We start from the raw sequence: 22,244 nt of genomic DNA, 5'->3' as shown, positions 1-22,244 counted from the left end.
TGAGGGCTCAGCTTACTCCGAGAGTCAGGAGGCGTCACCCTGCCATCTTTCGCTGCGGTTGCGACCGTTGGCCTTGGCCTGATAGAGCGCCACATCGGCGCGGCGTACCGCTTCGTGCAGGGGAAGGTTCTCCTGGTGGGGCAGATAGCCGAGACTGATGGTGACCTCCAGCCCGGGCTCGATGGCGGCCCAGTCATGATCTGCCACCGACTTTCTCAGCCGCTCCGCCAGCTCGCCGAGCTGAGTTGCATCTGCGCGGCCAATCAGCAGCAGAAACTCTTCACCCCCCCAGCGGATCAGGCGATCAGTGGGCCTAAGCTGCTGCTGGCAGATCTGCACCAGCCGGATCAGCACGATATCGCCGACGGCATGGCCGAAGTTGTCATTGACCCGTTTGAAGTGATCCGCATCGAACATCAGGATCCCCGCTTGCAACCGGGCCAGATCGCCCGCCTGTTCCAGCAGCACCAGATAGTGGCGGTTGAAGGCGCCGGTGAGGGCATCGTGGCAGGAAAGGTAATTGAGCCGCTGGTTGAGGCGGTGGGATCTCAGGTTGGAGAGGGCGGCCAGCAGCATAAAGAGGATGGCGAGCAGGGTCGGCGTGGACTGGCAGAGCATGGCCCACACCAGCGGCAGCAGGGTGACGTTGTGCACCAGTCGCAACGGGGTATCTGGGATTGCCATGGTCAGCTGCAATGCCCCTTGTTGCCACTGGTATTCGTCGGTCGGCTCGGGGTCTTGCGGCACCACGGGCTGGTGCGCGCTGCTGGCCAGCACCTGATGGTACTGATTGAGCAGCAGATACTCACCCAGCGCCGGTGCCAGCTGATTGAGCTGCGATTGCAAGCGTGAGAGCAGGATGTCCATGCTGATCATCCCTACCAGCGAGCCGTCCTTGTAGAGAGGCTGGGACATGGTGACCATGGTGCCCAGTCCGGCAAAATCTTCGTAGGGGCGGGAGAGAATGGTGTCCCGGCTGGGGTTGGGTGACATCAGCGCATCCTGCCAGTAGTGCTTGTCATAGATGCTGCGGGCAAAGCGAAACTGGCTGGAGGGGATCCAGGGATAGAGGTAGATAAAGTTGTCCACGCCGGTGAAGTAGGCCCAGGCGATCTCGCTGCCCAGGCGCTGACTGGCGGTGGCCAGCAAGGGGGAGAGGCTCAGGGCCAAATGAAGTTGCGCCTCCCGCGCACTGCCGGGGGGCGGCAGCGAGCCGTCACCGGTGAGGTTGCCCGCCAGTCCGGCCGGTAAATCGCCGGGGAGCTTGTCGAGGGCCAGCCCCTCTGGCAGCGCCTCGATATGGCGATAGAGCTGGCGGGTGAGCACCGACTGGGGGTCGCTGCGCAGTCGCTCTTCGGCCTGCCCGCGCATTGCCTCCAGAAATACTTCGGTCTGTTTGAAACGATCCCGCAGGTAGATGGCGCTGTTGAGGGTATCACTCTGGTAGAGGCGTTCTATCTGTTTCAGGCTTTGCCGCAAGGTCAGACCAATCAGCAGGATGACCACGGCAAACAGGAGCCAGGTCAGGCGTGTGAGAAAGCGGTGGTCAGACATTTTGGGCATAGGCAGTCAGTCGGGTTGCGAAGGAAATTGTCGTTAGTGTATGCGATGTGGCGTGAAAACAAACGGCGCGACCTGAAACAGAGTGAGCTTATCCCGCTCTTGTTACGTTTTGTCACATTTATACATAGTCACGGCATAGTCTGGGGCTAAAATGGCCCCAATCTGGATTTACCCTCTCACTCTTCATGGACTGTTCGATGAAAATGCGTATCTGGCTCGGCTTGGGCCTTCTTCTAATCGTGGTTGCCGGCGTCTGGGCGCTGCGTCACAGCGAACCCGCCGCCAAAGCACCGACCAGACAGGTCAATATCCGCACTCAAACCGTCAAACAGAGTCTGGCCGAGCCGACCCTCAAGCTGGTGGGCAAGCTGGCGGCCAATCGTTCTGTCATCATCAGCCCCGAAGTGACCGGTCGCATCGTCAAGATTGCGGTGCAGTCGGGTCAGAGCGTGGCGAAGGGGGAGACCCTGATCGCGCTGGATGCGGGCAAGCAGCAGGCGGAGCTGGCCGAGCAGAGCGCCAGTCTGCGCGACGAGAACCGCAAGCTGAGTGATATGCGCAAGCTGGTGGCCCGTGGCGCCGTGACCCAATCCGAGCTGGAGGGGCAGGAGGCCACCGTGGCCCAAGTGCAGGCACGCCTCGATGCCGCCCGCTACGAGCTCTCCCTGCGTACCCTGCAGGCGCCCTTTGCCGGTACCGTGAGCCTGATTGACTTGAGCGAAGGGGCGCTGGTCAACAGCGGCGATACCCTGCTGCATCTCGATGAACTCGACAAACTGCGCCTCGATCTGGCGGTGCCGGAGCGTTACCTCTCCCTGCTGCGACCGGGCATGGCGGTCACCGCCACCAGTACTGCCTGGCCGGATCAGCAATTCAACGGCACCCTGACCACCCTCGACAGCCGCATTTCCAACGATACCCAGAACATCAAGGCGCGGGTGATGATCCCCAATGGCAACGGTCAGTTGCGTCCGGGCATGCTGCTCAATGTGGAGCTGGCACTGCCTGCCCAGCAGCTTACCCTGATCCCCGCCCAGTCGGTGGAGTACGCCGGTGAGCAGCGCTTTGTTTACCGTCTTGAGGCCGATGGCCGGGTCAAGCGGGTGCCTGTAGTGCTCGGCGAGACCGAAGGGGAGACCGTCTGGGTCACCGAGGGGCTGAAGGTCGGCGATCGCATCGTGGTCGAGGGGCTGGTCAATCTGCGTGATGGGGTGCAGGTGCGTGATCTGGCCGAGGTGAACGGCTGATGTGGCTCTCCGATATCTCAGTACGTCGCCCGCTGGTGGCGGTGGTGCTCAGCGCCCTGCTCACCGTGTTTGGTCTGGTCGCCTTCAGCAAATTGACGGTGCGGGAGATGCCCGATGTGCAGATCCCGTCGGTCTCAATCACTACTACCTATGAGGGGGCGGCCCCCTCGGTGATGGAGAGCCAGGTCACCAAGCCCATCGAGGATCAGCTCTCCGGCATCAGCGGCATCAAGAACATCAACTCCATGACCCGCAAGGGACGCTCGATGATCACCGTCGAGTTCAAGCTCGGCTGGAACATGGTGGAGGGGATCTCCGATGTGCGCGATGCCCTCTCCCGCGCGCGGCCACGGCTGCCCGATGATGTGGACGAGCCGCTGGTGACCAAGGACAGCGGCAACGGCGATGTGGCGATCTGGCTCAACTTCAGCAGCAGCCAGATGGATCGCACCGCCATGACCGACTACGCCAACCGGGTGCTGGTCGACCCCCTGAGTCTGGTGGACGGGGTGAGCGAAGTGGCGCTCTCCGGCGATCTCACCCAGGTGATGTATGTGCGGCTGCGCCCGGCCGACATGGCCGCCCGTGGCATCACGGTGAGCGATGTGGAAGAGGCCCTCAAGCGGGAGAATATCGAGCTGCCGGGCGGCGAGATCCGCAACAACTCCATGACCATGGCGGTGCAGATCGCCCGTCTCTACCACACAGCGGAAGATTTCCAGCAGCTGCAAGTCACCACAGCCGCCAACGGCCAGAGCGTCTATCTGGCCGATATCGCCGACGTGGAGGTGGGAGCCAAGAACGAAGACAGCGCCTATCAGCGCAACGGCAAAGAGAGTCTGGGTATCGGCATCGTCGCCCAGTCCACCGCCAACCCGCTGGCGGTGGCGCAGGGGATCGAGAAGAAACTCGGCGAGATGCAGCGCTTCCTGCCGGAGGGGGCCAAGCTCGAGGTGGATTACGACTCCACCATCTTTATCAAGCAGGCCATCGACGAGGTGTACGAGACCCTGGCCATCTGCGCCGTGCTGGTGGTGGCGGTGCTCTATCTGTTCCTCGGGCAGGGGCGCACCACGCTCATTCCGGCCATTACGGTGCCTGTGTCGCTCATCTCCGCCTTTATCGGCGCCTGGTATTTCGGCTTTTCCATCAACCTCATCACCCTGCTGGCGCTGATCCTCGCCATCGGCCTGGTGGTGGATGATGCCATCGTGGTGGTGGAGAACATCCACCACCATCTGCAGCGGGGTGAACCGCCGCTGCTCGCCGCCTGGCACGGCACCCGCGAGGTGGGCTTTGCGGTCATTGCTACCACCGCCGTGCTGGTGATGGTGTTTGTCCCCATCGCCTTTATGGATGGCATGGTGGGGCGGCTCTTTACCGAGTTTGCCATCCTGCTATCGCTGGCGGTGCTCTGCTCCTCGCTAGTGGCGCTGACCCTCACCCCGGCCATGGGCTCCTGGTTGATGCGCCCGCTGGATAAACCGAACCGACTCACCGCCGGGCTCGATCGCGGGCTCGGCTGGCTGGAGGGGCACTATCGCCACCTGTTGGCGTGGGTGCTTCGTCGCTCCCGCTGGACGCCGCTGGTGCTGCTGCTCTGTCTGGGCGGTATCGGCGCCCTCTTTACCCAACTGCCGACCAGCCTCACCCCGACCGAGGATCGCGGCGTCATCTATGTCTTCGTCAAGGGGGCGGAGGGGACCAGCATCGAGCGGATGAAGCGCAACATGCAGCAGGTGGAGTCCGCCATCATGCCGATGCTGGGCAAAGGGGTGGTGCAGGCGCTGAGCTTCAGTACTCCCGCCTTTGGCCGTGGCGGCGATCAGACCGGTATGGTGATCATCCAGCTCACCGACTGGGCCGAGCGCGACGTGACCGCCACCGAGTTCTCCCGCTCGCTGGGTGCCAAGCTCTCCGGCATTCCCGATGTGATGATCCGCACCTTCCAGCCCGGTTTCCGGGGCGGCTCCACCGCGCCGGTGCAGTTCGTGCTGCAGGGCAACGACTATGCCGAGCTCTACCAGCAAGGGTTGGCGCTGCAACAGGCGGCGCAGGGCAGCGGCCTGATGCTGAGCCCGGATCTCGACTACGCCGAGAAGACTCCCGAGCTGCAGGTGACCATCAATCGCGACAGTGCCAGCCAGCTCGGCATTCCGGTCTCCACCGTGGCCAACAGCTTGCAGACCCTGCTGGGCGGGGCGAGCAAGACCACCTATGTGGACAGGGGCGAGGAGTATGACGTCTACCTGCGCGGCAACCAGACCGAGTTCAACGGCATCTCGGATCTCGGCCGCATCTACCTGAAGGCCGCCAACGGCGAGATGGTCAGTCTCTCGACTCTGGCCACCGTCAAGCAGGTGGCGACTGCCAACCGCCTTAACCACTACCAGCGGCAGAAGGCGATCACCCTGACTGCTGACGTCCACCCCGACCACACCCTGGGTGAGGCACTTGATTTCCTCGATGGTTGGGCCAACGCCAACCTGCCCACCGGTATGACGGTGGATTACGCCGGTGATTCCAAGGATTACCGCGACAATCAGGGGGAGATGGTGCTGGTCTTTGGCCTCGCCCTGCTGGTGGTCTATCTGGTGCTGGTGGCCCAGTTCGAGAGCACTCTGACCCCGGCGGTGGTGATGGTGACGGTGCCGCTCGGCATCTTCGGCGGTCTTTTGGGCCTCTGGCTGACGGGGCAGGAGATGAGCATCTACAGCCAGATCGGGATGATCATGCTGATCGGCATGGTGACCAAGAACGGCATACTCATCGTCGAGTTCATCAACCAGCTGCGCCAGCGCGGGGAAGGATTCGAGGAGGCGATCATCGCAGGCTCGGTGCGCCGCTTGCGCCCCATCCTGATGACATCGCTCACCGCCATTATCGGCGCAGTGCCGCTGATGCTCTCCATGGGGGCAGGCTACGAGAGCCGGATGGCGGTGGGAACCGTGGTCTTCTTCGGACTGTCGCTGGCAACCCTGGTCACTCTGCTGGTGGTGCCCGCCATCTACCATCTGATCGCCCGCCACGCTGGCATGACAGGGGCGCGGGATCAGCAGGTAGACGAAGCGCTGGCCGCCAAGGGGGAAGGGGAGTCACAGCCTCCGGCGCTCTGACCTCAATCCTGACGGAGGCCAGTAAATCAGCCTCCATCATCACAAGGGCGCCTGCGGGCGCCCTTGCTATTGCGGGCGGCGGCCTATTCCGCGGGATCTATAGGGACAAAAAGCCATCGCTCCCCTTGGCCGCAACCGGTATAATGCGCGACCCGAATTTTTCCAGGTGTTCAAAATGCAGCCGGTACCCAACCTTTTCTCCTATCCCCGCTATTGGGCCGAGTGCTACGGCACTGCGCCCTTCCTGCCCATGTCCCGCAAAGAGATGGACAAGCTCGGTTGGGACAGCTGCGACGTCATTCTGGTGACGGGGGATGCCTACGTGGATCACCCGAGCTTCGGCATGGCGGTCATCGGCCGCATGCTGGAGGCGCAGGGCTTTCGGGTCGGCATCATCGCCCAGCCGGACTGGTCATCGAAGGATGACTTTATGCGTCTGGGCAAACCGAACCTCTTCTTCGGGGTGACCGCGGGCAACATGGACTCCATGATCAACCGCTACACCTCCGATAAAAAGCTGCGCCACGACGACGCCTACACCCCGGGGGATGTGGGCGGCAAGCGGCCGGATCGCGCCACCCTGGTCTATACCCAGCGCTGCAAGGAGGCCTTCAAGGAGGTGCCGGTGGTTATCGGCGGCATCGAGGCTTCCCTGCGCCGCATCGCCCACTACGACTACTGGTCCGAGACCATCCGCCGCTCCATCCTGCTCGATGCCAAGGCCGATATCCTCATCTACGGCAACGCCGAGCGGCCGCTGGTGGAAGTGGCCCACCGCATCGCAGCGGGGGAGACCATCGAGACCATGCAGGATATTCGCGGCACTGCCGTTATCCGCAAGGAGCCGTTGCCGGGCTGGAAAGGGGTGGATTCGAGCAAGCTCGACCAGATTGGCCGCATCGATCCCATCATGAACCCCTATATGGAAGGGGCACCCTGCTCGGATGACGCCACTGAAGCGGCCCCTGCCGCGCAGGAGGCCCAGCCTGTGCTGGTGCAGCCGGCCAAGCCCAAGCCGTGGGAAAAAACCTATGTGAAGCTGCCGGCGTTCGAGCGCGTGAAAGAGGACAAGGTGCTCTACGCCCACGCCTCGCGCATTCTGCACCACGAGACCAACCCCGGCTGCGCCCGCGCCCTGTCGCAGGCTCACGGTGATCGCATCGTCTGGGTCAACCCGCCCGCCTTCCCGCTGGAAACCGAGGAGATGGACGGCGTATTCGGCCTGCCCTACCAGCGGGTGCCGCACCCGGCCTATGGCAACGAGAAGATCCCCGCCTTCGAGATGATCAAGACCTCGGTCAACATCATGCGCGGCTGCTTTGGCGGCTGCTCCTTCTGCTCCATCACCGAGCACGAAGGGCGCATCATCCAGAGCCGCTCGGAAGAGTCGATCTTGAAAGAGATCGAAGATATCCGCGACAAGGTGCCGGGCTTTACCGGCGTCATCTCGGATCTCGGCGGCCCCACCGCCAACATGTACAAACTGCGCTGCAAGAGCCCCAAGGCCGAGCAGACCTGCCGTCGCGCCTCCTGTGTCTGGCCCACCATCTGCCCGCACATGGACACCGACCACAGCCCGACCATCAACCTCTATCGCAAGGCGCGCGACCTCAAGGGGATCAAGAAGATCCTCATCGCCTCCGGCGTGCGTTACGACATCGCGGTGGAAGATCCCCGCTATATCAAGGAGCTGGCCAAGTACCACGTCGGCGGCTACCTCAAGATCGCGCCAGAACACACCGAGGAGGGGCCGCTCTCCAAGATGATGAAGCCGGGCATGGGCAGCTATTACCAGTTCAAGGAGCTGTTCGACAAATACTCCAAAGAGGCGGGCAAGCAACAGTACCTGATCCCCTACTTTATCTCCGCCCACCCGGGCACCACCGATGAAGACATGATCAATCTGGCGCTCTGGGTCAAAGAGAACCGCTTCAAGCTCGATCAGGTACAGAACTTCTATCCGTCGCCGCTCGCCAACGCCACCACCATGTATTACACGGAGAAAAACCCGTTAAACAAGGTGAGCCGCACCGGTGGCGATGTGTTTGTCGCCAAGGGCGAGCGCCGTCGCCGCCTGCACAAGGCGCTGCTGCGCTACCACGACCCCGCTGGCTGGCCGATGATCCGCGAAGCCCTGCTCGCCATGGGCAAGGGCCACCTGATTGGCAATGGCCCCGGCTGTCTGGTGCCTGCGGAAGGGCGCAACGAGCGTGCCGCCACTGGCAAGGGGATGAAACCGGCCCTGACTCGCCACAGTAACATTGCCCATCAGCGCGGCAATGGCGCAGGCAACAAGGCTGCGGGCCTGAGCAACGGCCAGCACGCCAACAGCAGCGCCAACAAGAGCGGCAAGGGCAATGGCAAGCTGCTGGGCTCCGAGCTCAAGCTGGGGAACGGCAAGCCCGCCGGACAAGGCGCAGGCCAGAATGCCGGTAAGAGTGCAGGCAAGGGCAAACCGGCTGGTAAGGGCAAGGCGCCGACCCGTGCTGGTTCTGCCAAGCCGGGTGCCAAACCCGCTGCTCAAGGCGGCAAGCCTGCGGCTAAAGGTAATGGTGCCAAGCGACCGGCTCGGTAATATTTCCTGATTGGAAAGCGATAGAAAATAAAAAGGCGACCGGAGGAGCAATGCCAGTCAGTCAAGCCTGACTGACATTGTTTTTATTGGCTTTTTGTACCGCATACGTCAGTGGCCATGCCTTCACACTATGGGGGTAACTCCGCGCTCTTCGTTCCCGCAACACAAACTGCCCCGCTTGCTTCTCCAGCTCTGCCACCCGCTTCGGAATACTCCCCGATGACAGGTACGGAATGCAGCTCAGTTCATGGATGAGATAGACCGATGCCATGTGATAACTAGATCTGTACAAACAGGCTTCAGATTTTTACACATCAGGAGGCACTGTAAATGGCTCCTTAACTGATTGGCATTACGACCAGATGGGCATCTTTTTATAATTTTACAGATAGTAATATGGATATCAGCTTGCTTGAGTATTTACAAGCTTAAATAATAACTTTAAGAACTACTATGCTAATCAGTCACATTATAACTGGATGATGGATACTTAAATTTCTTTCCTAAAAATCTAAGAGGATTTATAAATTAAGTGCGTATTAAAGTGGTGTAAAGAAGGCACCGGCTTGAAGCCGGCGTCTGGAGTTAAGGTTATTCAGGAACATGCAAGTTTTTTAGAAAATAGCGTTTTTTCTACCAACATTTTGAAAACAAAGCTCCACTTGCTCGAGATCCTAGCGAACCCCATCTGTTCATTATAAATGCACAAACACTGCTATTGTAAACACCCTCACATGTAAAGTTTAATGACAAAGTATCATTTTTTGCTCTTTCGATGGCAGATCCAGCTCCCTGTGTGTTATCTGCGCTTGATGCTGCCTCCGCTGCAGTATTATCATGTTCAATCGCCTGTTGCTCGAGTGAGATTAAGGCTTCACTTTTTGTATATCCTTGTGACTTGGCGGCTTGAATAGCATCAGATATGGATGAATTTAATATTATATCTCTTACACTATTAAGGTTACTGTCCTGATAGTTAGGTAGCAGTGGAGAAAGAAATGATAAATCTCCATTGCAACTAGCTTTTTGTAAAATACTTGAAGGTAAAGTTATTCTGGTATTTTCTGCACTGGCTGTTAATATCAATGAATGTTCTGATGGATCAGGATCAGACGCTGATGAATTTATGTCTTCTGAGCTGGTATTTTCAGGGAGAGCTTCGTGAATGGCTTCTAATACCATTCCTGATTGGGTCATCGAATCATTATTAGTGTTTATTCCAGTTGTTTGTAAGGTGTCTGCTATTTCTGGCATCATACTACGCAAAAGTTTACCATCATTAGCGGTACATCCAAGTAAGATAATTGATGATGCCAACAAAAAAATAATGTTTTTCTTCATGTTTATTACCTCCGGCTCAAATTACGTGTTTTTTTTGTAAAAACTCCTGTTGCCATCTAATAGTAGAATGATGACGTACAGTTTTCCACCTTAGGGTAAATCTGGGACACCCACCTTTTTGACAATCTATTACACGGAGAAAAACCCATTAAACAAGGTGAGCCGCAGCGGTGGCGATGTGTTTGTCGCCAAAGGCGAGCGCCGTCGCCGCCTGCACAAGGCGCTGCTGCGCTACCACGATCCCGCTGGCTGGCCGATGATCCGCGAAGCCCTGCTCGCCATGGGCAAGGGCCACCTGATTGGCAACGGCCCAGGCTGTCTGGTGCCAGTGGAAGGACGCAATGAACGTGCCGCCAGCGGCAAGGGGCTGAAACCTGCCCTGACTCGCCATAGCCCAATGTCTCAACAAAGAGGCGAACACCAGCGTGGCAATGGTGCAGGCAACAAACCGACGGGCGGCAAGCCGGTGGGTTCCCAACTGCAGAAAGGGGCGGCTAACGGCAAACCGGCCGCACAGGGCGAAGGCAAGAGTGCTGGTAAGGGTAAACCTGTCGGAAAAACCGCCCATAAGGGCAACGCGCCAACCCGCGCCGGCTCTGCCAAGCCGGGTGCCAAACCCGCTGCTCAGGGCGGCAAGCCAACGGCCAAAGGGAGTGGTGCCAAGCGACCGGCGCGCTAAGGGTTAGCCGTTATAGCCGTAGCAGCGCTTGAGCTCCTCGAAGTCGTAGTAGTGGCTGCTGCTCTGGTAGGGTTGGCAGCCCGTCTTAAAGGCGATCTCCTTTTCGTTATAGAGCATCTTGACCAGCACTTGCCGCTGCCCGTTCTGATAGATATCCCACTGAATATTGGCGGTATAGGGGGAGACCCAGCCGCCGCGCCACTCGTTGTTCTGCTGGCTGAACAGCTGATCCGGGCTGGCCCCCTGACGGCTCCCTTCCAGCTTCATCAGGGCTGCGAGGGGGATAATGGCTTCGGCGTGGGCAAAGCGCAGGGTGGCCCGTCGGCTCTGCTCACCCTCCACCACCTGACGCTGCACCTCGCCAAACAGGCCGTCGAGCAGCGGCTGGGCAATGGCGTAGGGGGCGCTCTGGTTGGCAAAGCTCGGCCCCTTCTCGTAGAAATCTTCCGCATCGGAGAGGTAGGAGAACCAGGCAGACTCTTCCGGGGTGAGGAACTGCTCCAGCGCCCAAGGTTCGCTGCCCTGTGCCTGCGCTTCGCGGATCATGCCGGGGCCGATGATAAAGAGGTTGTAGAGCATCAGGGCGGCATCCACTTCGTCGCGCACATAGGTCATGCCGCCATCTTCCGGATTGACGGCGACAAACTCGACGCCGCCCGCCAGATAGTCGACAAAGCCCTTGCTGTAGATACGCTCCAGCATGCTGCGGGCCATCTCTTTGGTTTTGCTCAGGTTTTTAAGCTGATCCAGCGCCCTGGCCAGCTCGGGGGCCGGGGCGATTCCGGCATCTTCGTCGCCGATAAAGCGCTGGTAGCTCTCATAGGCGGGCAGGAAGCGGGCGTAATCCCCCTCGGGCGTGGTCTTGTGGAAGTAAAGCTCGAACTTGTTGACCAGCTTTTTGTCGATTTTCGAGGGGTCATCCTGCGTGAGGTAGCACTGCGCCGAGTCGCTGACATAGCTCACGTCGCGTTTGAGGCTCTCCATAAAGTAGAAGGCGCTTTCGTTGGCCCTGTCCTTGCCCGAGGTGACCACCTTGATGCAGTGGGGTTCGCTGCTGTTGAGCAGGGTCGGCAGCCGCGCCGCCAGCCGGGTGGCGAGATTGGCGTGCTCCTCCTTGCCCAGCGCCGAGAGCAGGCCATAGCCCAGTTTCTGGTTGGCGGCCGTCACCAGATCGACCTTGCCTCCCAGCCCCTGCCCGAGGGTGGTAAGCGCCCCCTGACGCTGCGCCTCTTCCCATACCAGCTTGGTCAGTACGTCATATTTCGGGCTGGAGAGGGAGCGCGAGCCGTGGCGCGCCACCATCTCGGTAAAGACCGGGCTGAACCCCTGAGGCGCTGGCTCGTAGCTCTCCGCCTGCTGCTGCGGGCTGTAGACCGCTTTGGTGCTGTATTGATAGGCGGTTTTGCCCTGGCTGTCGGTAGACGATTCGTTCTCTGACTGGCAGCCGCCAAGCAAGACCAGCGAGACGGCCAAAGCCACATAAGAAGAGCGCGGGAAAGTCATGATGTTCCTTATCTATCCATATGAAAAATAAGTGAAAAACTCTATGACTTGAAAATGACCGCGGGATGTCGGCCAGATGACAGGCTGATGACTTCTGATAAAGCAGTAAGCAAGGGGAGGGGCAGGAGATGGCTATAGGGAAGGCAATAGAGGCTCAACCAACCACTGCGCCGGTCACGGCTGAGTGGTCAGTGAGCGCGTTTGGGATGGGGGCTTATTGTCTTACCTCCTGCCCCTTGGCGTTCTGCAGGGTGTGAAACAGGTAGTGATCGTCCCGATCGTAATAGACGGTAATGGTGTGGCGCTGGGTATAGTCCGCCGCGACCCCAGCTACTGTCATCGGTATCAGGATCAGCTCCCCACGGCGCTTGCCGTGGCCTGACCATTGCCGTCAGCGCGCTTGTGGATCTTGCCGAGCACGGTAAAGCGATCGCACCCTTTGACCTGCGGCGTATCCAGATATTGGCCTTGTGTACAAGGCTGCGGTTCGCCCAACTCGGCACGGATATGTTCTCGGGGTTGTCCCTGTGTCAGGGTCTCGCGAAAGCGCCCCGAATAGTGATCGATGGCGGCAGCGCAGCCACCTAGCAGCAATGGCAGCGCGAGCAGCAGCGGATGAGAAATACATACAAGACGATTCATAAGGGCAAGACTCCGTTATTGCGCCAGTGACGCGCTATCTTGGCCACGTCGCTCCGGCTCGCTGCGATGCAAAAAGGTGGTCAGGGTATCGCGCGGCGGCGTGATGCCGCACTGCACCAGAATCCGCCCGATGGCGCCCCTGTGATAGCCACCATGAGTTACCAGATGGAGCAGCATTTCATCGCGGCTCATCTGCCCCTTGTCACCATCGACAAAGTGAAACGAGAGCGGGGTTGCCCCCTCTTGCGGGCTCAGCGCCGCGACGTAATCCACCAGCCAGTTATCCAGCTCGGTGACTGCGCTGCGCAGGGCGGTGAGGGTCGGCGTCTCCGGGGTATTGGTGGCGGTAAAGCCGTGGTTTTCCCCCAGCAGATTGGCCTTGAAGATGGCATCGACCACATGGATATGGTTGAAGATCCTGAGGCAGGTGTGGTGTGCCTCGCCATATTGCTGCGCATCGAGTGTGGCGATCGCATCCAGCAGTTCGCCATCGGCCCAGCGTTTGTAGTGAAAGAGGGATTGCAGTGTCTTGTTGCTCATCGCGTCCTTGCCCTTGTCGCTTCGTGAAGTGCGGCATGTTAGCCAAAGTGGGCTCAATACGAAACCCATTCTGTTGCAGCTTTGGCCCCCGTCATACAAAAAGCCCCGAGAGCTGGCGCTGTCGGGGAAGAGGAAAAATATCGACAAGGAATTACAAAGGCATTGGGGCCACACCTGAACCGGATCAGGCATCGACATAGAGCACTTGGCCGCTAATAAAGCCATCGACGGAGCGCTCAAACGCCTTGCCGACCAGGGCGCCCGGCACCGGCTGGAAGCCCGGCATCATCTCGCCATATACGTCCCACGCCTCTTCCAGTACGGTCGGGTTGACCACATTGATGCGAATGCCGCGGGGAAGCTCGTGGGCCACGCACTGGACAAAGGTATCTATGGCGCCGCTGGTGGTGGCATCGGCAATGGCCAGCGGGATCGGCTTGATATTGAGGATGCCGGAGATCAGGGTGAAGGAGCCCCCCTGATTGATGTAGTTGAGGCCGATATTGACCAGATTTATCTGCCCCATCAGCTTGCTCTGGATGGTGGTTTGCCACTGCTCGTCGCTCATCTCGCCAAAGGGGGCGTATTCGCAAAATCCTGCGGTATTGACCACCGCATCGAAGGAGCCCACGTTTTGGTAGAGGCGCTCAATGGACTCTCTGCTGGTGATATCCACCTGAAAATCACATCCCTCGCCGGAGCGGCTGGCGGTAATGACCTTGTGCTTGCCCAGACCACTGAGGGCGGCTTGCCCCATTTTCCCCTGAGCACCAATCAGAATGACAGTTTTCATCGTTAACCTCGCTTTGCTGGAAGAGCTGCAAGGTTAGAGAGCCACTGATACAATGTAAATCATGGGTGATTTGTATGTGATACAACTGAAATTGGTGAGGTAAGGGTGGAGAAGATCGATATCAGGCAGATGCGGGTGCTGGTGCTGCTGGTGAGATACAAGAGCGTGTCGCGGGTGGCTGAGCTGATGGAGATCTCCCAACAGGGGGTGAGCAGCCATCTGAAAAAGCTGCGCGATCTCTTTCCCGCGGAGCTGTTTATCCGCCAGAGCGCCGGGTTGCAGCCGACCGACTACGCTTGCCAGCTGGCCGACAAGTTCGAGCAGATCCTGGCCGATATCGACGGGGTCTTTGTGGCTGCCCCCTTCGATCCCGCCAGCAGCCAGCGCACCTTCAGGGTGATGGCCAACGAATATGCCCAGCTCGCCATTATCCCAAGGCTGGCGAGCGCCCTGCGCACTCAGGCGCCCTCCATTCGGCTCGATGTGGTGGACTTTCAGGCCGAACTCCATCTGGACGCGCTGGCCAGTGGCGAGGTCGATCTGGTGATTGGTTTTGATGCCTATCTCGACCCGGGGTTGCTGCGCGCCACCCTGCGTCGGGATCACTACTGCTGCGTGCTGCGCCGCGACTCCCTATATCTTCCGGACAAGGCCCCGCAGGATCTGGCGGCCATCCCCTTTGTGCAGTTCGCCAACAGCGTCGGCAATTTCGAAGGGCAGATGAGCCCGCAGCAGGTCGCCAGCGCGGCGGTGGCGACGCTCCCCTGTTACACCTCGCTGCAAGCCTTTATGTCGGTCAATGATGTTGCGGCCTGCATTCCGTCGGCCATCGCCGCCCTCGGGGATTTTCGTGTGCTGGCGCTGGCCGGGGCGCCCCAGCCGTTCGAGGTGGTGGTCGGCAGACATCGCAAAAGTCAGGGCAATCTCGCCATCGAGTGGCTGGCCGAGGTGATCAAGTCGGTCTGCGATCTTGCCATGCCCGGATAACGCCGCAGTTTGCACAGAGCGGCCGCCGCCAGCCAGCGCGCTAACGGCAGGCTGGATCTGCGGGACAAATCCTGCGATGGTGCGGGCAGTTATCCGCTTGTCCCGTTATCGAGTGAAAAGGAGTTGAGATGCGCATTGCCATGATTGGTCTGGGGGATATCGCCCAAAAAGCCTATCTGCCGCTGCTGGCGAGTGACGAGCGGGTCACCCCGCTGCTCTGCACCCGCAATCCGGCGGTGCTGGAGCAGCTGGCCCGCCAGTATCGGGTCGCCGAGTGCTTTACCGATGTGGCGGCCCTGCTGGCCAGCCGCCCCGACGCCGTGATGATCCATGCCGCCACCGCCGTTCATCGCGAGCTGGCCGAGCAGTGCCTGCGCGCGGGGATCCCCACCTTTGTCGACAAACCCCTGTGCGACACGCTGGCCGAGGCAGAAGCGCTGGCCAACCTTGCCATCGCGCAAGATTGCGCCCTCTTTACCGGCTTTAACCGCCGCTATCTGCCCGCCATGGCCGAGGCCCGCGCCCAGCCGCTCACCGAGCTTAACTGGCAGAAACACCGCTTCGCCCTGCCGGGCAAGGCGCGGGATTTTATGTTCGACGACTTTATCCATGTGCTCGACAGCCTCTGCTTCTATGGCGGCGTGCCGGACGGCGACTTTCATGCGGTATTGCGACCGGATATGAAGGACAATAGCCTGCTGGCCGGGGTGAGCGTCAGCTGGCAGAGCGGCGATCGCGCCATCAGCGGCAGCATGAACCGCAGCGCGGGGATCACCGAGGAGCGCATCGATGCCTACGGCGACAATCTCTCCCTGCACCTTGAGAACTGCACCCGCGGCATCATCGCCCGCGACAAGCAGGCCCAGACGCTTGCCCCCAGCGACTGGCAGCCAGTGCTGGCCCAGCGTGGCTTTGCCGCCATGCTGGAGCACTGGTATCAGCAGATTGAAATCGGCAAAGCGGATAGCGAGCTGATTACCTCCTACCTGCACGGTCACCGGCTGGCTGAGCAGCTGGTGGCGCTGGCTGACAAGCGGGGGTAAGGCTGGCTGGAAGCCTGAGGGATATGAATGCGAGGTGCGCGAAGATAGCGCACCAAACACAACGGGGGGCCGCAGTTGCGGCCCCCCGTTGTTATGGGATGAGATGCATGGGATCAGATGCACTTTACCGGCTTGGGCAGGCCGCCAATCTTGGTTGCCTGCTTGGCGGGCCCTTCCGGGAACAGCTTGTAGAGATAGCGGCTGTTGCCCTTCTCGGGGCCGTACTGCTTCTCCATCGCCTTGACCAGCGCGCGGATGGCAGGGGAGGTGTTGAACTCCAGATAGAAGGCGCGCACAAAGCGCACCACTTCCCAGTGCGGCTCCTCAAGCGTGATCCCCTCCTGCGCAGCCAGCACCAGCGCCAGCTCCTCGCTCCAGTCGTTGCTGTTGAGCAGGTAGCCCTTGGCATCGGTCTCGATGAGTTGGCCGTTGAATTCCAGCTGATGTTTTTCGGACGCAGACATGGGGGCTCCTCGCTAATGGGGCTATCAGGATTGGGCGGGCATGGTAGCGCCTTGATCCCCGGTGAGCAACCGACTCTCGTTGGCCAGATGCAGCAGCTGATCCGCCAGCTCGCTGATCAGGTTGAGCTGCTGGGTCAGCATCAGCTGCTCCTCGCTGCTATCCGGACTTATAACCGGGCACTGACCTCCGATGGAGCTGGAGGGGTTGCCCGCCAGATGACCGGCGGCCTGCTCAAGGGTGTGGCAGATATGGTGGCGTACCTCATCCAGTCCGCTGATGGCCTCCAGCTTGTCGCGATGGGCCCCCAGCGCCGAGATGTAGGAGAGCAGAGCGTGATTGCGCCAGGTGAGGGTAAAGCAGAGATCGAGGAAGCGGCGGCGCTTTTGCGGCTCCACCAGCATGCTCTGCCAGGCGGTGGCCAGTTCGCTGTCCGCCAGATGGGCGCTCTTGCGCGCCACCCGATAGTCGATGGACTCATCGCGCTGCTGCTTGAGGCTCGCCAGCACCGCCGAGAGGTAGCGGGCGTTGGCCGAGAGCGAATTGGCGATAAGCGTCGGCAGCCGCTTGTACTGCCAGTCCGGCCAGAGCCAGGCCACCAGCCCGTAGGAGATCAGGCAGCCGAGCAGGGTATCGAGCAAGCGCGGCCCCAGAATGGCAAAGCCGATGCCATCAAGCAGGTTGAACGCCATCAGCACGTAGAGGGTGATAAAGCAGACCGCGGCGCTGTAGTTGTTGCGCACTTGGGTGAAGAAGAGGAAGGCGGCCAGCCCCATCACCACCAGCTGGACGTGCAGCTCGGGGAAGAGCCAGAGCACCGGAATGCCCACCAGTATGCCGGCGAAGGTGCCGAGCATCCGCTGCACCAGTCGGCGGCGGGTGGCGCTGTAGCTGGGCTGGCAGACAAACAGCACGGTCAGCAAAATCCAGTAGCCCTTTTCCAGATCAAAGGCTTGCAGTATGCCGTAGCCGATCACCAGCCCCAAGGAGAGGCGCAGCGCGTGGCGAAACACCATAGAGTGCAAGGTGAGGTGCTGCTTGAGCTGGGTCAGCAGCGGCAGGCGGGGCGGCCGCGCCAGCGCGGGTAGCTCCTGCTCTGGCTGCTCGGGGTTTTGCAGCACTTCGGCGCTGCCCAGCAGCTGGTTGATGCTGGCCAGATTGCGGCGCAGGAACTTCATCGGCGTCAGCAGGGTTTTCGGGTAGTGCTGCTTGAGATTGGTGAACTCCAGCTGATCGCCGAGGGCCTCCAGCGTCCAGTGGATGCGCTTGTTATGGGAGTAGGGCTTGTGCACCAGAATGGCGTAACCGAGCCGCTGGCACGCCTCGGAGAGTTGCAGAAACACCTCCTGAAATCCTTCCAGTACGATGCCCTGCTTGAGCTCTGCTTCCAGCCGGCTGTAGGGGTAGTGGCTGGAGGTGGCGCGCTCGTGAATCTCCAGTGCCAGCAGGTAGAGACGCAGCAGGCTGGCCAGCTCTGGGCTCGCCGGATGGCGGCGACTCAGGCGGGCGTTGAGGGCCGATTTGGTGAGGGTCAGCGCGCTCACCAGATTGATGTTGAGCTGGGCCAGATTGTGGCGAATGGCCTGGGCGCCGTGCTCGTCCGCCGGGAAGAAGCGGGATTTCTCCAGCAGGTAGCGACCAAGGGCGAAGTAGCTCTGGGCCAGCTGCTCGTGCAGGGTCTTGTAGGGGAGCAGCCAGAGCCAGATAAACGAGACCAGCCCGTACCAGAGGGCGCCGGCGCCGAGGGCCAGCGGCTGGTAGAAAAGATCTGGCGCCTTGGCGGCTCCCAGCATGGTGTAGATGGCGATCAGCAGCGAGCCGAAGCTGATGGTGGCGTAGCGGGCACCTAGCGCCCCCACCATCACGAAGATAAAGGTGGAGCTGGCGAGCCCGATGGCAAACAGCCAGGGGGTGGGGTAGAGATACTGGACGCACAGGGACGCGAACATGAAGCAGATGAGCGTCATGGCGAGGTTTTTGAGCCGTCCCCACAGGCTGTCGTCGGTTTCGGCGATGGCGCCCGCCACGACTCCGAGGGAGAGCAGCACGGTGAGCTGGATATTGCCGGTGGCCAGGGTAAAGGCGAGCAGACCGAGAATGGCCAGCAGCACTTTGAGAGCGAAGTAGATGTGACTATCGGTCAGCAGTCGGCGTAACAAACCGGAGAATTCCATGGGCATGCTAGGCACCACCCTTGAGCGAAGCAAAATCGATGTGACTATCAATCAGCAGTCGGCGCAGCAGGCCAGAGAGATCCATCGGCATGAGACAGGTGAAACCCTTGATCGAAACGAGAGCGAGATAGTAACCCGCCAAGCGCGAAGTGGCCCTGATCCAAATCAGGGCCACTTCGCTTCATATCCTTGATTTACAACTTATCCTGACAGAAAGAGGAGCCAATAAAAACCCCGCCGAAGCGGGGTTTCTGATTAGTTGCGGTTGCCGCCAAGCAGGCTCAGCAAGCTCAGGAAGATGTTGTAGATTGAGACATACAGGGTGACGGTGGCGGAGATGTAGTTGGTCTCGCCGCCGCGCACGATCTGCTGGGTAGTCAGCAGGATGGCGCCGGAAGAGAACAGCATGAACATGGCGGACAGGGCCAGGCTCAGGGCGCTCATCTGCAGGAAGATGTTGGCAATCATGGCCACCAGCAGTACCCAGAAACCGACGAACAGCATGCCGCCGATGAAAGAGAGGTCACGCTTGGTGGTCAGGGCATAGGCCGACAGACCGAAGAAGGTGAGCGCGGTGCCGCCAAGGGCGGTCATCACGATCTCGCCACCACCATTGTTCATGTACATGTTGATGATGGGGCCCAGGCTATAGCCCAGCAGACCGGTCAGGGCGAAGGTGAAGACCAGCCCCATGCCGTTGTTGCGATTCTTCTCGGTCAGGAACATCAAACCGTAGACACCGATCAGGAACACGGCCCAGTGCAGCGGCGGCATGTTCATCACGGTAGCGACCCCCGCCACCACGGCAGAGAAGCCCAGAGTGAGGGAGAGCAGCATATAGGTGTTACGCAGTACCTTGTTGGTATCGCGTACGGCACTTTGGGTGCCAGTGTAGATAGAACGGGTATCCATCTTGGGTGTCCTCTTGATGTCCGGGTGAGACGGCGAGCAGCCGCCTCGTGATCGCTGTTTGTTACTGCATGTTTACGCATTGTATGTAGAACAAATAGGGATGACGAGGAACAATTTCAAGCCACCTGCCCTTTTGCTCCCGCACACTATTCCACAGGAAATATGTATTGCATATGAACAAGGGCTTAGCGTAGTATGCACGCCGTTCGGAGGGGTGGCAGAGCGGCTGAATGCACCGGTCTTGAAAACCGGCGATGGGCGACCATCCGTGGGTTCAAATCCCACCTCCTCCGCCATATTCAAAGAGAAAGCCCAAGCGGTCACCCGCTTGGGTTTTTTTGCATCTGCGGTTTTTACCGGTCCACCTGATGGCGTGCTGGCTATTGCCACTCCCGATAGCTGGCGAGGCGGTAGCCGCGCTCGGCGATAAGGGCGGGCAGGGACGGGTCGGTCAGGATTGCCAGTTCGTTGAGGCGGGGCTGGCAGTAGGAGCTGCCTTGCATCTCCAGATCGATAAAGGAGGGGTGGCACATGATCTCGAGCGAATGGGCCCCCTGTTCACTGGCCTCATCGAGCAGTTGCAGCAGGCTGTCTTGGGTCAGCTGCGCGCCGTAGAAGCGGTCGTCGAACCGATCGCAGCTCTGCGGATGGTTGACGGTCAGTCCGTGGCGGGCTATTTCGCCCCGGTCGATGCGAAGGGGCAGGCCATGCGCCTTGGCGAAAGCCTCCACCAGCGGGTAGATAGTCGGCAACATATGAACATGGTGGTGGCTGTCGATATGGGTCGGCCGTTGGCCGAAGATCTCGACAAAGCGCTGATACTGACTCGCCAGCTCGCCGGATATCTCGGCCAGATCCAGCTCTCCCGCCTCGCTCTTGTGCCAGATCCCCTTGTTGAGCTCGCCCTGCTCGTTCACCAGCGAGGTGAGCGGCGTGAGCGGCTTCCCCCAGCTGAGCATAAAGTGCAGCCCGACTGGCAATTCGGGGAAGCGTTCGGCCAGCCAGGCGGCGTGCGCGATAGCGGGGGAGGTGACGATGGCGCTGGTGGAGCTGACGACCCCGTGCTCGAACGCTTCTACGATGCCGTAGTTCTGGGCGCGGCAGAGGCCGAAGTCGTCGGCGTTAATGATCAATCTCTTGCTCATGAGGATTCCCTTGCGGTTAAGCGCCCCGCCAGTTCGGGTGGGGCGTGTTGGCCTCAGGCGAGGGCGTCGATGGCGGCGGCGAAGCTGGGCAGGTGTTCGCGGTGGGCCAGCAGCAGCTCGCGGGCGACGATGCGGGCATCGTTGTCGGAGTGGATCAGCGGGTTGAGGTTCATCGCCAGCAGCAGGTCATCGAAGTCGCCACTGATGGCAGCCTTGGCGGCGGCTATCTCGAAGCTCTTGATGAGGTGCACCAGCCCGTTCACTTTGTCGTCAAAGCGGGTGAGGCGCGGGTGGGGGATGGCACCGTCACGCCCGATAAGGCAGCTCATCTCCACCGTCCAGTCGGCCGGGATATTGGTGACATGGCCCTGATGGGGCACGATGACGTAGTGCTCGCTCTGCTTGTCGTTGTAGATGGCGCTGATCACTTCGCAGGCTGCATCGGAGTAGTAGGCGCCGCCACGCAGCTCCAGCTCCTTGGGCTTTTCGCACAGCTCGGGGTTCTGGTAGAGCTCGAACAGTTTCTTCTCGACCTGCTGTACCACCTGAGCTCGGGCACCGCCCTTGTAGAACTCACCCATCTCGATCCCCAGCATCTCTTTCTCCTTGAAGTAGTAACGCAGGTAGGAGCAGGGAAGCAGGCGCAAGCCGCGGATAAAACCGGGATCGAACGGCAGGTCGAAGATGTTCTTGACCGAGCTGGCGCGGGTCAGGCTGCCATCGGCGACCCCTTCCAGCAGCTCGTCAAAGCGTGATTCGCCGTTGACCAGCACATCGCCGATAAAGACCAGATGGTTGAGGCCGAACAAATCCATGGAGAGGTGATCATGCTCGGTCAGCTGGAGGGCATCGCGTACAAACATCTGCATGCCGACCGGAATATTGCACACCCCAATAAAACGGCGGAAGTTGGTATGACGGCGCACCGCTTCGGTCACCATGCCAGCCGGATTGGTGAAGTTAATCAGCCAGGCATCCGGGCAAAGCTCTTCGACGTCGCGGATGATGTCGAAGATGACCGGTATGGTTCGCAGCCCCTTGAACAGGCCGCCTGCGCCGTTGGTCTCCTGCCCCAGCATGCCGTGACTGAGCGGGATGCGCTCATCCTTCTCCCGCGCCTGCAGCTGGCCGACGCGAAGCTGGGTGGTGACGAAGTGGGCGCCCACTAGTGCCTCGCGGCGATCCAGGGTTTTGTGCAGGGTCATGGGGATGCCTGCCTGACGGATCATCCGCTGGCAGAGCTCGAAGATGATGTTCAGTTTCTCTTCGCCAGCGGGAATATCCACCAGCCACAGCTCGCTGATGGGCAGCTCGGTATAGCGCTTGATGAAACCATCGACCAGCTCGGGGGTGTAGCTGCTGCCGCCGCCAATGGTGACTACCTTGATCTTCTCGCTCATAAATCCCTCTTCATCGATCTTTCTAGGTTTGATGGTGGCCGCTCTGTCTTCATGGTGAGAGGGGCCGCAGCCGCCTGTGGCAGGGGCTGGTCACAATGGATTGGTTCTCTTGAACCGGGTTG

15 protein-coding genes, 1 tRNA gene and 3 pseudogenes are annotated in these 22,244 nt (G+C 60.1%); 7 read left to right on the top strand and 12 right to left on the bottom strand.

Going from position 1 to position 22,244, the window contains the following annotated elements:
* Positions 1–24: 24 nt before the first annotated feature.
* On the bottom strand, positions 25–1,563 hold the full coding sequence (locus ACTG19_RS06760; RefSeq protein ID WP_439988907.1) for a sensor domain-containing diguanylate cyclase: 1,539 nt from the start codon (positions 1,561–1,563) through the stop codon (positions 25–27).
* Between the two features lie 197 nt (positions 1,564–1,760).
* On the opposite strand from ACTG19_RS06760, the gene ACTG19_RS06755 reads away from it, so the two are divergent.
* The 3 genes from ACTG19_RS06755 to ACTG19_RS06745 all read left to right on the top strand — a co-directional run bounded on the left by ACTG19_RS06755 (position 1,761) and on the right by ACTG19_RS06745 (position 8,501).
* The gene (locus tag ACTG19_RS06755) at positions 1,761–2,810 is read left to right on the top strand and encodes an efflux RND transporter periplasmic adaptor subunit (RefSeq protein WP_005338352.1); all 1,050 of its coding nucleotides are present in this window, start codon (positions 1,761–1,763) and stop codon (positions 2,808–2,810) included.
* Positions 2,810–5,926 (top strand): efflux RND transporter permease subunit, encoded by a 3,117-nt coding sequence (locus ACTG19_RS06750; protein WP_439988906.1) that lies wholly within the window; start codon positions 2,810–2,812, stop codon positions 5,924–5,926. Before ACTG19_RS06755 ends, ACTG19_RS06750 begins: the two co-directional genes overlap by 1 nt.
* 175 nt (positions 5,927–6,101) lie before the next feature.
* Complete coding sequence (locus ACTG19_RS06745) at positions 6,102–8,501, top strand: YgiQ family radical SAM protein (protein ID WP_439988905.1); 2,400 nt, start codon at positions 6,102–6,104, stop codon at positions 8,499–8,501.
* Positions 8,502–8,562: 61 nt separating this feature from the next.
* Here the strand turns inward: ACTG19_RS06745 and ACTG19_RS06740 are convergent.
* Both ACTG19_RS06740 and ACTG19_RS06735 read right to left on the bottom strand, forming a co-directional pair.
* A pseudogene (locus ACTG19_RS06740) lies at positions 8,563–8,781 on the bottom strand (IS4 family transposase); the annotation flags it as partial.
* Between the two features lie 353 nt (positions 8,782–9,134).
* Positions 9,135–9,842 (bottom strand): hypothetical protein, encoded by a 708-nt coding sequence (locus ACTG19_RS06735; RefSeq protein WP_439988904.1) that lies wholly within the window; start codon positions 9,840–9,842, stop codon positions 9,135–9,137.
* Between the two features lie 121 nt (positions 9,843–9,963).
* Between ACTG19_RS06735 and ACTG19_RS06730 the strand changes: the two are divergent.
* Positions 9,964–10,521 (top strand): annotated as a pseudogene (locus tag ACTG19_RS06730) (DUF3362 domain-containing protein); the annotation flags it as partial.
* Positions 10,522–10,524: 3 nt separating this feature from the next.
* Here ACTG19_RS06730 and ACTG19_RS06725 read toward each other — a convergent pair.
* From ACTG19_RS06725 to ACTG19_RS06710, 4 genes and pseudogenes are all read right to left on the bottom strand, one after another.
* Positions 10,525–12,024 carry a histidine-type phosphatase gene (locus tag ACTG19_RS06725; RefSeq protein WP_439988903.1) on the bottom strand — a complete coding sequence of 500 codons (1,500 nt, stop codon included), beginning with the start codon at positions 12,022–12,024 and terminating at the stop codon, positions 10,525–10,527.
* 214 nt (positions 12,025–12,238) lie between these two features.
* Positions 12,239–12,666 (bottom strand): annotated as a pseudogene (locus ACTG19_RS06720) (hypothetical protein).
* 15 nt (positions 12,667–12,681) lie between these two features.
* Complete coding sequence (locus ACTG19_RS06715) at positions 12,682–13,206, bottom strand: DinB family protein (RefSeq protein ID WP_201914103.1); 525 nt, start codon at positions 13,204–13,206, stop codon at positions 12,682–12,684.
* Between the two features lie 184 nt (positions 13,207–13,390).
* Positions 13,391–13,999 (bottom strand): short chain dehydrogenase, encoded by a 609-nt coding sequence (locus tag ACTG19_RS06710; protein WP_005347588.1) that lies wholly within the window; start codon positions 13,997–13,999, stop codon positions 13,391–13,393.
* A gap of 105 nt (positions 14,000–14,104) precedes the next feature.
* Here ACTG19_RS06710 and ACTG19_RS06705 point away from each other — a divergent pair, with 105 nt between their 5' ends.
* Complete coding sequence (locus ACTG19_RS06705) at positions 14,105–14,986, top strand: LysR family transcriptional regulator (protein WP_113738912.1); 882 nt, start codon at positions 14,105–14,107, stop codon at positions 14,984–14,986.
* 128 nt (positions 14,987–15,114) lie between these two features.
* On the top strand, positions 15,115–16,029 hold the full coding sequence (locus ACTG19_RS06700) for a Gfo/Idh/MocA family protein (RefSeq protein ID WP_113738911.1): 915 nt from the start codon (positions 15,115–15,117) through the stop codon (positions 16,027–16,029).
* A 113-nt stretch (positions 16,030–16,142) separates the two neighbouring features.
* Here the strand turns inward: ACTG19_RS06700 and ACTG19_RS06695 are convergent, their stop codons facing one another.
* The 3 genes from ACTG19_RS06695 to ACTG19_RS06685 form a co-directional block, all read right to left on the bottom strand.
* Positions 16,143–16,493 carry a TusE/DsrC/DsvC family sulfur relay protein gene (locus ACTG19_RS06695; RefSeq protein ID WP_019446869.1) on the bottom strand — a complete coding sequence of 117 codons (351 nt, stop codon included), beginning with the start codon at positions 16,491–16,493 and terminating at the stop codon, positions 16,143–16,145.
* 24 nt (positions 16,494–16,517) lie between these two features.
* Positions 16,518–18,671, bottom strand: coding sequence for a YccS family putative transporter (yccS, locus tag ACTG19_RS06690; protein WP_113738910.1), 2,154 nt, complete (start codon positions 18,669–18,671; stop codon positions 16,518–16,520).
* 249 nt (positions 18,672–18,920) lie between these two features.
* Positions 18,921–19,577, bottom strand: a complete 657-nt coding sequence (locus ACTG19_RS06685) for a Bax inhibitor-1/YccA family protein (RefSeq protein ID WP_005338308.1) — start codon at positions 19,575–19,577, stop codon at positions 18,921–18,923.
* Between the two features lie 208 nt (positions 19,578–19,785).
* Between ACTG19_RS06685 and ACTG19_RS06680 the strand changes: the two genes are divergently transcribed.
* A tRNA-Ser gene (locus ACTG19_RS06680) sits at positions 19,786–19,873 on the top strand.
* Between the two features lie 84 nt (positions 19,874–19,957).
* Here the strand turns inward: ACTG19_RS06680 and chbG are convergent.
* The gene (gene chbG / locus ACTG19_RS06675; protein WP_113738889.1) at positions 19,958–20,722 is read right to left on the bottom strand and encodes a chitin disaccharide deacetylase; all 765 of its coding nucleotides are present in this window, start codon (positions 20,720–20,722) and stop codon (positions 19,958–19,960) included.
* 53 nt (positions 20,723–20,775) lie between these two features.
* Positions 20,776–22,122, bottom strand: coding sequence for a 6-phospho-beta-glucosidase (locus tag ACTG19_RS06670; RefSeq protein ID WP_113738888.1), 1,347 nt, complete (start codon positions 22,120–22,122; stop codon positions 20,776–20,778).
* Positions 22,123–22,244: the final 122 nt, after the last annotated feature.

The organism is Aeromonas sp. 3P (genome assembly GCF_051919745.1).
Taxonomy (GTDB): Bacteria; Pseudomonadota; Gammaproteobacteria; order Enterobacterales; family Aeromonadaceae; genus Aeromonas; species Aeromonas veronii.
The sequence above is the reverse complement of the archived record's forward strand: the minus strand, read 5'-3'. Positions and strand labels throughout refer to the sequence as shown.

Bases quoted from the DNA above. Each gene is read 5' to 3' on its own strand.
- ACTG19_RS06745 (WP_439988905.1), top strand. From the start codon at position 6,102: ATGCAGCCGGTACCCAACCTTTTCTCCTATCCCCGCTATTGGGCCGAG.
- ACTG19_RS06725 (WP_439988903.1), bottom strand. From the start codon at position 12,024: ATGACTTTCCCGCGCTCTTCTTATGTGGCTTTGGCCGTCTCGCTGGTC.
- ACTG19_RS06670 (WP_113738888.1), bottom strand. From the start codon at position 22,122: ATGAGCGAGAAGATCAAGGTAGTCACCATTGGCGGCGGCAGCAGCTAC.
- ACTG19_RS06735 (WP_439988904.1), bottom strand. From the start codon at position 9,842: ATGAAGAAAAACATTATTTTTTTGTTGGCATCATCAATTATCTTACTT.
- ACTG19_RS06750 (WP_439988906.1), top strand. From the start codon at position 2,810: ATGTGGCTCTCCGATATCTCAGTACGTCGCCCGCTGGTGGCGGTGGTG.
- ACTG19_RS06715 (WP_201914103.1), bottom strand. From the start codon at position 13,206: ATGAGCAACAAGACACTGCAATCCCTCTTTCACTACAAACGCTGGGCC.
- ACTG19_RS06695 (WP_019446869.1), bottom strand. From the start codon at position 16,493: ATGTCTGCGTCCGAAAAACATCAGCTGGAATTCAACGGCCAACTCATC.
- ACTG19_RS06760 (WP_439988907.1), bottom strand. From the start codon at position 1,563: ATGCCCAAAATGTCTGACCACCGCTTTCTCACACGCCTGACCTGGCTC.
- chbG (WP_113738889.1), bottom strand. From the start codon at position 20,722: ATGAGCAAGAGATTGATCATTAACGCCGACGACTTCGGCCTCTGCCGC.
- ACTG19_RS06710 (WP_005347588.1), bottom strand. From the start codon at position 13,999: ATGAAAACTGTCATTCTGATTGGTGCTCAGGGGAAAATGGGGCAAGCC.
- yccS (WP_113738910.1), bottom strand. From the start codon at position 18,671: ATGCCCATGGAATTCTCCGGTTTGTTACGCCGACTGCTGACCGATAGT.
- ACTG19_RS06700 (WP_113738911.1), top strand. From the start codon at position 15,115: ATGCGCATTGCCATGATTGGTCTGGGGGATATCGCCCAAAAAGCCTAT.
- ACTG19_RS06685 (WP_005338308.1), bottom strand. From the start codon at position 19,577: ATGGATACCCGTTCTATCTACACTGGCACCCAAAGTGCCGTACGCGAT.
- ACTG19_RS06755 (WP_005338352.1), top strand. From the start codon at position 1,761: ATGAAAATGCGTATCTGGCTCGGCTTGGGCCTTCTTCTAATCGTGGTT.